Genomic DNA, 13,760 nt, shown 5'->3' with positions numbered 1-13,760 from the left:
AGTTGGGATCACCGGCTGCGCGTCCGCTCTCGCGACCCCGTCCGCCAAGGAGGCGCACCCGTGTCTGTCATCGCCGCACGCCGTCTGGCTCTTCTCGGCGGCGGGTTCTCCACGGACGACGACGGCCTGCTGGACGACTGGGTACTCGGCCACACGCGCGCTGCACGGCCCAAGGTGTGCTTCATCCCCACGGCCAGCGGAGACGCCCCCGCCTACATCGGCCGATTCCTCACCGCGTTCAGGCCCCGCTCCTGCGAGCCCGGTGTCCTGCCGCTGTTCCGACGGGAACTCGACGACGACGCGCTGCGGGAGTTCCTCCTCGCTCAGGACGTCCTCTATGTAGGGGGCGGCAACACCGCGAACCTGCTGGCGGTGTGGCGGGCACACGGCGTGGACCGGCTGCTGCGTGAGGCCTACGACCATGGCACCTTGCTCTGCGGCATCAGCGCCGGCGCCAACTGCTGGGCCGAGGGCTCACACACCGACTCCTTCGGCCCGCTGACCTTCCTGCCGGACGGCCTGGGCCTCCTCCCGGGCTCGGTCTGCCCCCACTACGACAGCGAGCCGGGCCGCCGCTCCTCCTACCGAGCAGCCGTGGCAACGGGCGCGCCCCCTGCCGGGTGGGCGGTGGGGGACGGCGTCGGCGTGCTCTTCACGGACGGTGCCCTGACGGAAGCGGTGACACGTACGCCGCGGGCCCGCTTGTTCCGGGTGGAGCCGGACGGGGACGGTAGGGCCGAGGAGCACGCATTGCCTTGTCGGCTGCTCGGCGAAGCACTCTGCCCCTGTTCGAGGCCGGGATGACACGGCATGGGCGTCCGCGGAGCGGGTTCAGCAGCGCCGCCCGCGCGATGGGGTTACCGCTGTCGACAAGGCCTACACAGTATCGTCCTCGCGCCGCGCCCCTCGGATTCGTAGGATCGTCCCAGCGGCAGGACTCCAGCGATGCCCAACGGGGGGAACAGGCAGCATGGATGGTCGGGTGGCAGGCTCGGCGCAGGGGAACGGCGCCGACCTTCATGTGTCCTCTCAGGACCTCACCAAACTCGCGCAAGACCTCGACGACATGCAGGACCACCTGAACAAGCAGGTCCGGCGCATGGATGAACTCGTCGACCGTATCGAGGCCGGCTGGCGCGGCCCGGCGGCGACGGCGTACCGGGAGTTCCACCGCGCGGCGGCCAAGGACGCCGTACACGTTCGGGAAGTGATGAAGCAGATTGAGGAGGCCGTGCGGCTGAGCCGTGACGGCTTCAGCTCCGACGACCTGCACGTGCTCGAACAGATGCGCCGGATCCACGTGGACGTCGACAGCGAGGTCGGCAAGCTTTCCACGCCGAACACCGGAGCCGACGGCACAGCGGCACAGCCGCGCAGCAGTCTGGACAGCTACTGACCGGTCTGGCTTCAACCGGGCCTGCTTAGCAGCATAGTTACCGACACCAAGGGGGAGTCATGTCGACCGGTTCGGACGGCGACCACATAGCCGTCTCTTTCGCCACGCTCCACGAACTGGCCGTCGAACTGGAGGACATCCTCAAGCAGCTCAACGGCAAACTGGGCGACCTCTACGACCGCGTCGAGCCGGTCGTCGTCTCCTGGAAGGGGGAGGCCCGCGAGATCTTCGTGCAGAAGCTCGACGAATGGGACCACTACGCCCAGGACCTCCAAGCGGCGCAGAAGTGGCTGCACGGGTACGTCACCACCGGCCACGCCAACTACGCGGCTGCCCACAAGGCGGTGCTGCGCGGCTGGGGGGCGGCCTGATGGCAAGCCGTCCGACCGATACCGAACGCCGGCAGGAACGGGACCAGCTCAAAACGGCGGACCCCGACTCCGGCGGCGGATTCGATCTGATGCCGCAGCACCTGTACTACACGTCGGCCGTGGTGCGCGACGGGCAGTTCGACTACGACAAGGGCGCGACGACGTTGGTGAGCGCCCTGAATCAGTACAGTCAGTCGGCGGGGACCGGATCGGGGCCCGATGCCTTCGCCAAGGCCTATATGAAGATCGCCGAAAAGTTCATCGCGGTCTGGTCGGCCAGCGTGGTGAGCGTCGGTGGTGTCGCGGTCGGCCTGACCATAACCGCCAACAACTACCAGTCCGCGGACTGGGCCGCGCGCGGCATGTACGGGCCTCCGCCTCGCCACACGCCTCCCGCTGTCATAGAAAAAGCACCTGATTACGGAAAGATCAACGACATCAAGTGGTCCGGGACCGGCCAAGACGCCGACTCATGGGCGATTTCTGGAGCCCTCGGCGAGATCCCGGACTTCCTCGCGGGCGTCATCCGGCCTGCCATCGAGTACGGGCTCAATCTGGGCAAGACCCATGAAATCACCCCTGGCGCCGACGAAGGCGACCTCAAGGGCATGGCCACCGCATGGGAAGAGGCCGGAAAAACCGCGCTGAAGGCCGGTGACAATTTCATCTCCGCCATCGAATACATAACGGACCCCCATGGAAACAACGAGTGGCAAAGCGCGATGAAGTCGTTCTGCCAGTCGATCTGGGGGACCACCGCTTGGGGCCGGAGTCGGAACACGCAGGGCCAGATGGCCCAGCCTCATCAGGGTGCCCGCAGCTGGAAGACATCGGGAAACGTGGCACCGTCGCAGCGCCGGCCGATCCTGGAGGTCCTGCACCACACCGCTGACACCCTGCACAAGAGCTGTACCGAACTGGCCGAGGCCGCACGTACCTGCCGCGAGACCACCACCAATCTGGCCAAGAAGGCGGCCCACGGCATGGTGGAGGACCTGACAACGGGGCTCGATGCGGTGGAGCTGCTCGAGCTCGCCGCGACTGCCATGTTCGGGAAGCTGGTCTGGACCTTCCGACAGCACATGGACCGAGCAGCAGCGGACAAAGCGGTCGACATCTACCAGCAGAAGTTTCACGAAGCCGCCACCACGCTGCTCGCCCTGGAATGGGAGCTGGACGAAGCCCTCAGAAGCGCGCCGACCTTCATAGCAGAGGAAGCCAGGGCCGAGGCGTTCGGCGGCCGCTCGCTGAACGAATTCAAGCAGGAGCACAAGCTCATCAACGGGGAAAACCCGTTCCCCTACAAATACACCCTCGACCTCGCCATGGAGGAAAACCTCTACGGCGGTCACACCATCGACAAACATGTCGGCAAGACGGATGCCCAACTGCTCCAACGTCTGAGGGACCAGGCAAACAGCAGTGGCACGCCCACCATCCCGGCGGCCTCCAGTTTCACGGACCTGCCATCCGCCCAGAAGTACACCCAGTACTGCATCCGCGAGAAAAGCGCGGACATCGACGCCTGGCTGGCCACCGGCAGACCACCGCAGCCGCCCAGCGAGATCTTCTCGGTCCCCTCGGTGGGTCCGGCTCCACACAGGCCGCCGGCCGTCATGCCGGTCACCGGACGTACGTCCGTAGTGCACAACGGACAGCCGACCCCGGTCACGGATGCTTATGGCGTGCAGGTCCGCCTCAAATACGTCGACGGCCTGAATCCCCCCTTCGTCGTTGTCACCTCCATGCCGAAGTGACGGAAGCTTAAGCTGGAGATCGCCTCGTGAGCCCCCCGTTGCCCATCGATCATTCGTCTGGACGTGCCAATGACATCGCCTGATGCCTCGGCCTGGGCAGATGCCCTGACCATGTACGAGCGGCGGTACTCGATCGTCGTGGTGGGACCACGCAGGCACGAGGACTGGTCCCTGGATGCCCTCGCGTTGCTCAAGAAAGAGGTCCCAGATCCCCGTTCGTGGCGATCGCTGGAGTTCTACTCGGAAAGCGACGAGGAGTGGCGGCCGGACTGGCTGGCGCCCTTCGTGCCTCCAGGACTCGACTGGCCGTCCAGGCTTCGGCGTATTCCTCGTTCCTCCGCGCACCGCTTGCTGGTCGCGCTCTCGACGAACTGGTTGGACATCACCTCTGAGCCCGACTTCGACACCGAACGCCCCGGCCTGGAGGAAAAGGCGGCCGTCCTTCTAGCCCGCTTCCCCGAGCAGTCGACCGTGTTCTACACCAACACCGGCTACCGGTCCGGTGCCGCACCGGACTTCTACCTTCCCATCACGGGATGCGACCCGTTCAGCGAGCACGATCGCGACGTCGGCCTCATGGCGGTGTCCGACGCTGAAGTGGGCATTTTCTGGTCTTTCGATGCCACATGAAAGCGGTCGTCAAAGCAATCGAAATTCCCCTGAGCCATCCGGACGGATTCCATGAACAACACCGGTGACATGAACGAAGGTACCGTCGCCCCCTCCGAAACGCCCGCCCTGGTGCCCACCCGCAGTGCTACGTATCCCGATCGCGAGACCGCCCAGTGGGCCACGCAGCAGGTCGTCACCGCCAACGAACAGGTCATCCACCGCTGGCTCGCCCGGTCCACGCGCCCCCGTCTGACCATCGAGGCCTCCTGGCCGTCCCGCTCCGAGCCGGTCGGGCGGGTCCTGTTGCAGGCGATGATGCTCGCGGGCCGGGAGCCGGTCGACGTGCGCGCCGCCAGGGTGATCCTGAAACGGGATGCCTCCCGTCCGCACGGCTTCGCCGTCCACTCCACGTTCCCGATCTACCTGTAGACCCGTAGAGGCAGACAACCGTGCCCCTGAGCCCCCTCGAACACGACCGCCGCTACGGCGAACTCGACCAGGTCATGCGTGCCTACCTCGGTCAGCCGGCCGACGACACCCCCGACAAGCCCAGCCAAGCCCTGACCGCCTATCTCCGCCACACCTGGCACACCCGCCCCTGGGCCCTCGCCGTCGCAGAGCGGCAGCTGCGGGACTACGCCGACAACCCACCGGGACGGCTCAGGCTCCGACTCGGCGAGTTCTATCCCATCCCCGATGTCGGCCTGCCCCAGGACGAGATCCAGCAGTGGCTGTACTGCCTCGCCGATCACATCAAGCACAGCATCGAGAGTGGAGAAGTCCCGCCACCGGCGTGCCCCGTCACCCACTGGGAATGGCACGCCCGTTTCCCCGAACTCGGCCAGTTCCTCGGCGGCTGGTTCTCCCAGGACATGCCTGACGAATTCACCGACCCCGATGCGGCAGTCGATGATTATCGGGGCTCCACAGACCCCCAGCTCGTAGCCCGGCTCGTCGGAGAGCTCCATGAGCTGCTGGCCCTGGAGCTGGACGAGAGCGACTACGCACTTGCCGTTGCCGAGCTCGGCATGGAGGTCGATCCACCGGCGCCGTACTCGCCGAGCGGCTGGTTGGCGCTCGTCGCCGGGCAACTTGCCCTGCCGCGCGCCGAATACCGTCCCGGCACGTGATCGACGCGGGACGACGCCACGAGGAAGAGCTCGCACTGCCTCATAGGCCCCGGAACTGGACGGCTGCTGGACCGCCGCTCCGCCTGGCTAGACGCCCACGCCCGCTGTCTTCCTGTTCCGGCAAGCTTCACCCTCAATCGTGAATATGACGATTGCAGCTGGCATATTCGATTTTCTCCGCTCTACGTTCCGCAGCGGAGGTGGTTCACATGAGCGAACCCAGCAAGCGACCCGACTCGTCCGAACGGCACGAGGCGATCGACATCAGTGACTTCGCCTACGCGGCGACCGGAGCCCGCGTGCGGAGGCTGACCATGCCGGACGGGAGTCACTGGTTTCCGGCGGTGGATGTGTGCAAGGAGCTTGGGCACACCAACTCTCGGCAAGCTCTCGCCGATCACGTGCCCGAAGGGCATCGAGAGATTCTCGAGACCGTAACTGGAGCTTACGGTCTCAGCATTCCCGCAGGCAGGGAGTGGCGCCGAGACCTGAACCTCATCTCTCTGCAGGGTCTCATCCATCTCGTCAACGCCTGCACCAAGCCCGCCTGCGCCCCCTTCAAGCAGTGGGCCGCCGAGGTGATCGAGACTGTGCAGCGGGACGGTTCCTACACCCTGGAAGAGGCCGAGGTGCAGCCCGCCGAACCGGGCGCTCCGATCGCGTACGCCATGCCCGAGCAGGTCGCCGAGGCCATCGTCCGGTTGGAGGCGCACAACCTCCAGCTGGACGAGGAGTTGGCGAACGGGCAGCGCAAATCGATCGAGCTGCAGCAGGAAACGCTGGCCCTGCAGCATGAATCACTGACCCTGCAGCGGGAGATGCTGGCCACCCAGAAAGCCACCCTCGCCGTGCAGCAGGCCATGGTCCGGGCGATGGAACGGATCGCGGACCGGCTCGACGCCCTGGTGCCGGGCCGCTGGACGCCTGGTGAGCGCGGCAGGGAACTGCCCACCACGGCCTCCGTACTGGCCGACTGGCGGCAACGTCTCTCCGTGACAGAGGACGTGTGGGCCGTGGCCGTAGTGATCGCCCCCGTTCTCGTCGAAACGGGCGAGCTGCGAGAGCCGCTGGAATCCATCGCGGCCCGTACGGGACTCTCCGTGCACCGCGTCAACGAATGTCTGCGTCTGCTGCGCAAACACGCCTGCATCCGATCGCGCGGCGGAGCCGAGGACGGAGCGCCGGTGTACGTGCTCCACCAGGCCTGAGAGCCGGGCCTCAAAAAAGAAGAAGGGGCGGCCGCAAGTCGATGTTGCGGCCGTCCCTTCAACGCGTCGAGGCTACCCACCCGGGACCGTCACGCCCAAGTAATCAACCTCTTCGGCTGCTCCAGAATCGCCGCCACATCCGCCAGCACCTTGGAACCCAGCTCGCCGTCGACCAGGCGGTGGTCGAAGCTCAGCGCCAGGGTGGTGACCTGACGGGGCTTCACCTTCCCCTTGTGGACCCACGGCTGGAGCTTGATCGCGCCGACCGCGAGGATCGCCGACTCGCCGGGGTTGAGGATCGGCGTGCCGGTGTCGACACCGAAGACACCCACATTGGTGATCGTCACCGTGCCGCCCTGCATGGCCGCGGGCGAGGTCTTGCCCTCCCGCGCCGTCGACACCAGCTCGCCGAGTGCGGAGGCCAGTTGCGGGAGCGTCTTGTCGTGCGCGTCCTTGATGTTCGGCACGATCAAGCCGCGCGGGGTGGCCGCCGCGATGCCCAGGTTGACGTAGTGCTTCTGCACGATCTCCTGGGCCGCCTCGTCCCAGGACGCGTTGATCTCCGGGTTCCGCTTGATCGCGACCAGCAGGGCCTTGGCGATCAGCAGGAGCGGGTTGACCCGCAGGCCCTGCATCTCCTTGTCCTGCTTGAGCTCCTCGACCAGCTTCATCGTGCGGGTCACGTCGACCGTCACGAACTCCGTGACGTGCGGAGCCGTGAACGCCGAGCCGACCATCGCCGCCGCCGTGGCCTTGCGGACGCCCTTCACCGGGATGCGGGTCTCGCGCGCGCCGTCGTACGAGGCGACCGGCGCCGGCGTCACGGCGGAGGCCGGAGCGACCGGAGCCGGCACCGGTTCAGCCGGCTTCGGCGTGGCCGCCGCGTGGACGTCCTCGCGCGTGATGACGCCGTCGGGGCCTGACGGGTTGACCGTGTGCAGGTCGACGCCGAGGTCCTTGGCCAGCTTGCGCACCGGCGGCTTGGCCAGCGGGCGGGGCTTCTCGGTGGCCGGCGCGTGGCCGTTCAGCTCGGACTGGATCGCCTGGGCGGGGGCCGGGACGGTGACCTCCGGGCCCTTGCGGGGGCGGCGCTTGGTGGAGGAGGTCGCCACGCCGTAGCCGACGAGGACCGGCTGGCGGCCCTGCGGCTTCGGTTCTTCCTCGGCCGGCTGAGCGGGCTCGGCCTCGGGCTGTTCCGCCACCGGTGCCGCCGCGCCGCCCGCCACGTCCACCGCGATGATGGACGTGCCCACGTCCACCGTGGTGCCCTCGGGGAAGTGCAGGGCGCGGACCACACCGTCGTAGGGGATGGGGAGCTCGACGGCCGCCTTGGCGGTCTCGACCTCGCACACCACCTGACCGTCGGTGACCGTGTCACCCGGCTGGACATACCACTTGAGGATCTCGGCCTCGGTGAGTCCCTCGCCGACGTCCGGCATCTTGAACTCGCGTACGGACGCTTCCGTCATCGTCGTCACGACCCTCTCCTCAGTACGCCAGCGAGCGGTCGACGGCGTCGAGCACGCGGTCCAGGTCCGGCAGGTACTCCTCCTCCAGGCGCGCCGGCGGGTAAGGGGCGTGGTAGCCGCCGACCCGGAGCACGGGGGCTTCGAGGTGGTAGAAGCAGCGCTCGGTGATCCGGGCGGCGATCTCCGCGCCGGAGCCGAAGAACACCGGGGCCTCGTGGACCACGACGAGGCGACGGGTCTTCTCCACCGAGGCCTGGATGGCGTCGAAGTCGAGGGGGGATACCGAGCGCAGGTCCAGGACCTCCAGGGACTTGCCCTCCTCGGCCGCCGCGGCGGCGACCTCCTGGCAGAGCTTCACCATTGGGCCGTAGGCGGCCAGGGTCAGGTCGGTGCCCTCGCGGACGACCTGCGCCTTGTGGAGCGGGGCCGGGATCGCCTCGACGTCCACCTCCGACTTGTCCCAGTAACGCCGCTTGGGCTCGAAGTAGATCACCGGGTCGTCGCTCTGGATGGCCTGCTGCATCATCCAGTACGCGTCCGACGCGTTCGACGGGGACACGATCTTCAGGCCCGCCACGTGCGCGAACAGGGCCTCGGGGGACTCCGAGTGGTGCTCGACCGCGCCGATGCCGCCGCCGTAGGGGATGCGGACGACGACCGGCATCTTGACCTTGCCCAGCGAACGCGCGTGCATCTTGGCGAGCTGGGTGACGATCTGGTCGTAGGCCGGGAAGACGAAGCCGTCGAACTGGATCTCCACCACCGGGCGGTAGCCGCGCAGGGCGAGGCCGATCGCGGTGCCGACGATGCCGGACTCGGCGAGGGGGGTGTCGATGACGCGGCTTTCGCCGAAGTCCTTCTGCAGGCCGTCCGTCACCCGGAACACGCCACCGAGCTTGCCGACGTCCTCGCCCATGACGAGGACCTTGGGGTCGGTGTCCAGGGCGCGGCGCAGCGACTCGTTGATGGCCTTGGCCATCGCCATCTTCTCGGCCATCTCAGTGACCCCCTTCTGCGTCCGCGAACGACGCCTGGTAGGCGGCGAACTGGGCTCGCTCCTCGTCGACGAGCGCGTGCCCGTCCGCGTACACGTTCTCGAAGATGGCGAAGTGGTCCGGGTCGGGCATGGCGCGGACCGCTTCGCGCACTCGTTTGCCCAACGTCTCGGACTCGGCCTCGAGTTCCGCGAAGAATCCCTCGTCCGCGTGGTTTGAGGCCTCCAGGTACCGGCGAAGGCGCAGGATCGGGTCCTTCGCCTCCCAGGCGAGGCGCTCCTCGTCGCCCCGGTAGCGGGAGGGGTCGTCGGAGGTGGTGTGGGCGCCCATACGGTAGGTGTACGCCTCGACCAGGGTGGGGCCCTCGCCGTCGCGGGCGCGCTCCAGCGCCCACTTGGTGACCGCCAGGCAGGCCAGCACGTCGTTGCCGTCCACGCGCACGCCGGGGAAGCCGAAGCCCTGCGCGCGCTGGTAGAGCGGCACGCGGGTCTGCTTCTCGGTGGGCTCGGAGATCGCCCACTGGTTGTTCTGGCAGAAGAACACCACGGGCGCGTTGTAGACCGCGGAGAAGGTGAACGATTCGGCGACGTCGCCCTGGCTGGAGGCACCGTCGCCGAAGTAGGCGATCACCGCGCTGTCCGCGCCGTCCTTGGCGACGCCCATCGCGTAACCGGTGGCGTGCAGCGTCTGGGAGCCGATGACGATCGTGTACAGGTGGAAGTTGTTGCCGTTGGGGTCCCAGCCGCCGTTGTTCACACCGCGGAACATGCCGAGCAGGTTCGTCGGGTCGACCCCGCGGCACCAGGCGACGCCGTGCTCGCGGTAGGTCGGGAAGACGTAGTCGTCGTCGCGCAGCGCCCGGCCCGAGCCGATCTGGGCGGCCTCCTGGCCCAGCAGGGAGGCCCACAGGCCCAGCTCGCCCTGGCGCTGCAGGGCGGTGGCCTCGGCGTCGAAGCGGCGGGTGAGCACCATGTCGCGGTACAGGCCGCGCAGGTCTTCGGGGGTGACGCCGGCGACGTAGGCGTCGTACTCGGCGTTCTTGACCCGCTTGCCCTCGGGCGTCAGCAGCTGTACGAGCTCCGGCTCGGTGTCCTTCTTCGCGCGCGTGGCGCGCCCGGCGGTGCTGCGGGTGCCGGTCTTGGTGCCGGTGGTGCCGGCCTTGCCTGCGGCGCTGCGTCGCGGCTTGCGCGCGGCACTGCTGTCCACGGTCACGTGTGCTCCTCCGTCGTTCCGGCCCCCGGGGTTGCCGGTAGGCCAGTGCGGCTCACCTGTTTCGACCACCGGGCACGGGGTGGGTGCCACTCGGCCGGGAACAGGCGTGACAGGTGCCCCGGCGAGCGCCCTGCAACCAACACGTTACCCAGTGCTCCACATTTCTGTGAAACCTCACCTGACCTGCGATTTTGCTTGGATTTCCAAGTAAATCGGAGAGGGCTGGAAGCGCGCTGGTCACAGCCTTGCGGAAGGCCGGAGCAACGGCACGTTATCCCGCTGACCCAGCTCACGGGAAGAGTTTGCGTGTGAGAGTCATTCCGGGCGTGAAGAGGGAAAAACCAGAGCATTTCTCCTCGGCGACCGTCAGCGAGGCCTCTACGGTGGCCGACGCGCTGGCGCGCATTCCGGCCACCCGCCGAGAAGACGATCAAGAATTACGCGCAGGCGGAAAGAGCGGAATTGACGGAACTCTCTGATAAAGCCTGCCGCGTGACCGAAAGCGATCATCGGCGACTGCCTGTGACAAGCCCCAGCTCACAGCGGCTTTTCGTGCCCTAGCATCTGCGGCGTGCCGCGCTCTTGTGTACCACCTGCCGTACCCCACGCGCCCCCTCTCAGCGCCCTGCTCCGCCTGTACGCCGCCGGTACCGCTCTCACCTGTGAACCCGTCGACCAGGGCCTGCTGAACCGGGGTTACCGGTTGTGCACCACCCGCGGCCGCTACTTCCTCAAGCACCACTTCGACCCCGACACCGCCGACCCGGCCGCCATCGAGCGCCGCCACCGCGCCACCCAGCGCCTGGCCGATCTCGGCGTCCCGGTCTCCGTACCGCTCGCGCACCGCGAGGGCCGTACGGTCGCCGTCGTCGGCGGCCATGCCTACGCCCTGCACCCCTGGATCGACGGCAGGCACCGCCACGGCGGCCAGCTCACCCGCGGGGAGAGCGCACGGCTCGGGGCGCTCCTGGGCGCCGTGCACGCCTGCCTGGAGCGCGTGATGCCGCCCAAGGGGCGCACGCGGCCGGCCACAAGCCCCCACCCCGTGGAGAGCGCCGATCCGGACGACACCTTCGCCCTCATCGACGATCTGCTCGCCCAGGTGCGCCGGCACCGCCCCGCCGACGCCTTCGACGAACTCGCCCGGCACCGCCTGCTGGAACGCCGCGCGCTCCTGGAGCAGCACGCGGACCGGCGCCCGCCGCGCGGCGGCTCGGTGGGCTGGGTGCACGGCGACTTCCACCCGTTCAACCTGCTCTACAAGGACGACGCCCCGGCGGCCATCGTCGACTGGGACCGGCTCGGCGTGCAGCCCCGCGCCGAGGAGGCCGTACGCGCCGCCGCGATCTTCTTCGTACGGCCCGCGGGCGCCCTGGACCTGCCGAAAGTGCGCGCCTACGCGCGCGCGTACCGGCGCGCGGCCGGCGCCACGCCCTCGGAGCTGGCGGCGGCCGTGCACCGCGTGTGGTGGGAGCGGCTGAACGACTTCTGGATGCTGCGCTGGCACTACGAACGCGGTGACACGCGCGCGGACTGCCAGTTCCCGGCCGCGTCGGCGCTCGCGGTGTGGTGGACCCGCGAGTACGACGCGGTCTGCGACGCGTTCGTGCGGTGAGCGCCCGCGGCCACCGGCCGGGTCACCTCGGCGCGACCACGACCGCGACCGCGGCCGCGCCCCGGGTCACCTCACGGTGACGCCGTCACGGGCGCGGTGGGTGTCCTTCAACCGGTGGGGTCGCCCGTGCCGCCGTCCGCGGTGTTCCCGGCGGTGGTGCCACCGTCGGTGGTGCCCGCGTCCGTGCCGCCGTCCGCGGTGTTCCCGGCGGTGGTGCCGCCGTCGGCGGTACCCGCGTCCGTGCCGCCGGCGTCGGTGCCCCCGATCGTGCCGCCGGTCGTGGGGTCCGTGGACTGCGACGGGGACGTCTGCGGGTCCGACGGCTCGTCGGTGGGCCCCGTGGACTGCGACTGCGAGGTCTGCGGGTCCGACGGCGTGTAGCCGGAGCCGCCCGAGGTCGTGTCCGAGCCGTTCTCGGTGGTGGGGTCCGAGGGCTGGTCGGTGTTGTCGTCCGACGGGGTCGGGGAGTCCGAGTGCGTCTTCGTGGGCTTCGAGTGCGTCGTCGGCGACTTGGTGTCCGTGCCGTTGCTGCCCCCGCCGTTGCCCATGCCCTGGAGCGCGTACGCGACGCCCGCCGCGATCGCGATGACCGCGAGGACGGCGAGGATCCACACCCTGCCCCGGCCGCTGCCCCTGTTGCCGTGCCCCTCGAAGCCGCCGTCGTCGCCGCTGCCGTAGCCCTGCGGCAGGATCGGCTGCGGGATCTGCGCGGTGCCGTGGCCGAACCCGCCCGGGTGCTGCATCGCGGTGGTGCCCGTGAAGCCGCCCGCCGGGGTGTGCCGGCCGTCGTGCGCCTCCACCAGGCCGGTGTTCCAGGTACCGGTGTGGCCGCCCGCCTCGTAGAGCATCTGCAGGCCGTACTGGACCAGACCGCGCATCTCCTCGGCCGTCTGGAACCGGTCGTCCGGCTCCTTGGCGAGCGAGCGCATGACCAGGCCGTCCAGCTCCGGCGGGCAGCCGTCGCAGACCTGCGAGGGCGGGGTCGGGATGTCCTGGACGTGCTGGTAGACCACCGACAGCGGGGTCTCGCCGGTGAACGGGGGCCGCAGCGCGAGGAGTTCGTACAGCAGGCAGCCGGTCGCGTACAGGTCGGAACGGTGGTCCACGGCCTTGCCGAGCGCCTGCTCCGGGGAGAGGTACTGCGGCGTGCCCATGACCATGCCGGTCTGCGTCATCGTTGTCGAGGCGCCGTGCAGGGCGCGCGCGATGCCGAAGTCCATCACCTTGACGGCACCGCTGTCGGTGATGATCACGTTGGCGGGCTTGATGTCGCGGTGCACGATGCCGTGCTGGTGCGAGTAGGCAAGCGCTTCCAGCACCCCGGATACGATGATCAGGGCCTGCTCGGGACCCGGCGCCTCGGCGTTCATCAGCAGATCGCGGATGGTACGGCCCTCGACCAGCTCCATCACGATGTACGGCACGGACTGGCCGCCGACGACGTCCTCGCCGGAGTCGTACACGGCGACGATCGCGTGGTGGTTGAGGCCGGCGACGGACTGCGCCTCACGCGTGAAGCGGGCCTTGGAGATCGGGTCCTCGGCGAGGTCGGCGCGGAGCAGCTTGACCGCGACCGTGCGGCCCAGACGGACGTCCTCGGCCGCGAACACCTCGGCCATGCCGCCCCGGCCGAGCCGGTGGGTCAGCCGGTACCGGCCGTCGCCGACGAGCCCGCCGTTGCCCCACATCTCCGGCGCGTCCGACATACCGCCGCCACTCGCCTCGGGGTCGGACGGGCCCTGGGCGCGCTGCGTCTGTGCCATCAGTCCTCGCCGTCGTTTCTGCCCGCGGTGCGCGCGGTGTTGTTACGGTCTCCGTCGGCCACGCTACAGCCTCCACGCGAGCCACCGGTTCGGAACCGGAACCCGGACCGGCCGGAGCCAGACCGGCCATGAAACCCGTAGCACGCGCTGTCGTGCAAATTCTGTGCACCCGTCGTACGCCCCCTGTAACGCTTGCGCGACGCTTCTTGCGCGTACGGTCACGGAACGGGCA

Annotated in this window: 14 protein-coding genes; 10 read left to right on the top strand and 4 right to left on the bottom strand. The window is 68.8% G+C overall.

Annotation, left to right across the window (positions count from 1 at the left end; all coding sequences use genetic code 11):
* The first annotated feature begins 60 nt into the window (after positions 1–60).
* The 8 genes from ABZ624_RS10320 to ABZ624_RS10285 all read left to right on the top strand — a co-directional run bounded on the left by ABZ624_RS10320 (position 61) and on the right by ABZ624_RS10285 (position 6,474).
* Positions 61–804: a peptidase E gene (locus ABZ624_RS10320; RefSeq protein WP_360084830.1), complete on the top strand. Its 744-nt coding sequence runs from the start codon at positions 61–63 to the stop codon at positions 802–804.
* A gap of 166 nt (positions 805–970) precedes the next feature.
* Positions 971–1,396 carry a WXG100 family type VII secretion target gene (locus tag ABZ624_RS10315; RefSeq protein WP_360084827.1) on the top strand — a complete coding sequence of 142 codons (426 nt, stop codon included), beginning with the start codon at positions 971–973 and terminating at the stop codon, positions 1,394–1,396.
* A gap of 59 nt (positions 1,397–1,455) precedes the next feature.
* Positions 1,456–1,767, top strand: coding sequence for a WXG100 family type VII secretion target (locus ABZ624_RS10310; protein WP_360084824.1), 312 nt, complete (start codon positions 1,456–1,458; stop codon positions 1,765–1,767).
* A complete protein-coding gene (locus tag ABZ624_RS10305; RefSeq protein ID WP_360084821.1) occupies positions 1,767–3,524 on the top strand; it encodes an RNase A-like domain-containing protein in 1,758 nt (585 codons plus the stop codon). The genes ABZ624_RS10310 and ABZ624_RS10305 overlap by 1 nt, the downstream gene beginning before the upstream one ends.
* A gap of 69 nt (positions 3,525–3,593) precedes the next feature.
* Complete coding sequence (locus tag ABZ624_RS10300) at positions 3,594–4,154, top strand: hypothetical protein (protein WP_360084818.1); 561 nt, start codon at positions 3,594–3,596, stop codon at positions 4,152–4,154.
* Between the two features lie 69 nt (positions 4,155–4,223).
* The gene (locus ABZ624_RS10295) at positions 4,224–4,565 is read left to right on the top strand and encodes an RNase A-like domain-containing protein (RefSeq protein ID WP_360084815.1); all 342 of its coding nucleotides are present in this window, start codon (positions 4,224–4,226) and stop codon (positions 4,563–4,565) included.
* 20 nt (positions 4,566–4,585) lie between these two features.
* Positions 4,586–5,266, top strand: coding sequence for a contact-dependent growth inhibition system immunity protein (locus ABZ624_RS10290; protein ID WP_360084812.1), 681 nt, complete (start codon positions 4,586–4,588; stop codon positions 5,264–5,266).
* A 209-nt stretch (positions 5,267–5,475) separates the two neighbouring features.
* Entirely contained in the window at positions 5,476–6,474 is a 999-nt protein-coding gene (locus ABZ624_RS10285) for a Bro-N domain-containing protein (RefSeq protein ID WP_360084810.1), read from the top strand.
* 89 nt (positions 6,475–6,563) lie between these two features.
* On the opposite strand, the gene ABZ624_RS10280 is transcribed toward ABZ624_RS10285, so the two are convergent.
* From ABZ624_RS10280 to pdhA, 3 genes are read right to left on the bottom strand one after another with little or no spacing between them, the layout of a single operon-like run.
* Positions 6,564–7,952, bottom strand: coding sequence for a dihydrolipoamide acetyltransferase family protein (locus ABZ624_RS10280; protein WP_360084807.1), 1,389 nt, complete (start codon positions 7,950–7,952; stop codon positions 6,564–6,566).
* A gap of 10 nt (positions 7,953–7,962) precedes the next feature.
* Entirely contained in the window at positions 7,963–8,940 is a 978-nt protein-coding gene (locus ABZ624_RS10275) for an alpha-ketoacid dehydrogenase subunit beta (RefSeq protein ID WP_360084804.1), read from the bottom strand.
* 1 nt (position 8,941) lies between these two features.
* The gene (gene pdhA / locus ABZ624_RS10270; protein ID WP_360084801.1) at positions 8,942–10,150 is read right to left on the bottom strand and encodes a pyruvate dehydrogenase (acetyl-transferring) E1 component subunit alpha; all 1,209 of its coding nucleotides are present in this window, start codon (positions 10,148–10,150) and stop codon (positions 8,942–8,944) included.
* A gap of 308 nt (positions 10,151–10,458) precedes the next feature.
* Here pdhA and ABZ624_RS10265 point away from each other — a divergent pair, with 308 nt between their 5' ends.
* Positions 10,459–10,629 carry a hypothetical protein gene (locus ABZ624_RS10265; protein ID WP_360084798.1) on the top strand — a complete coding sequence of 57 codons (171 nt, stop codon included), beginning with the start codon at positions 10,459–10,461 and terminating at the stop codon, positions 10,627–10,629.
* Between the two features lie 92 nt (positions 10,630–10,721).
* The gene (locus tag ABZ624_RS10260) at positions 10,722–11,765 is read left to right on the top strand and encodes a phosphotransferase (RefSeq protein ID WP_360084795.1); all 1,044 of its coding nucleotides are present in this window, start codon (positions 10,722–10,724) and stop codon (positions 11,763–11,765) included.
* A 107-nt stretch (positions 11,766–11,872) separates the two neighbouring features.
* Here the strand turns inward: ABZ624_RS10260 and ABZ624_RS10255 are convergent, their stop codons facing one another.
* Positions 11,873–13,528 carry a protein kinase gene (locus ABZ624_RS10255; RefSeq protein WP_360084792.1) on the bottom strand — a complete coding sequence of 552 codons (1,656 nt, stop codon included), beginning with the start codon at positions 13,526–13,528 and terminating at the stop codon, positions 11,873–11,875.
* Between the last annotated feature and the right edge of the window lie 232 nt (positions 13,529–13,760).

It is taken from the genome of Streptomyces sp. NPDC007205 (genome assembly GCF_040634095.1).
Lineage (GTDB): Bacteria > Actinomycetota > Actinomycetes > Streptomycetales > Streptomycetaceae > Streptomyces.
Note: the sequence above shows the minus strand (reverse complement) of the source record. Positions and strands in the feature narration are given on the sequence as shown.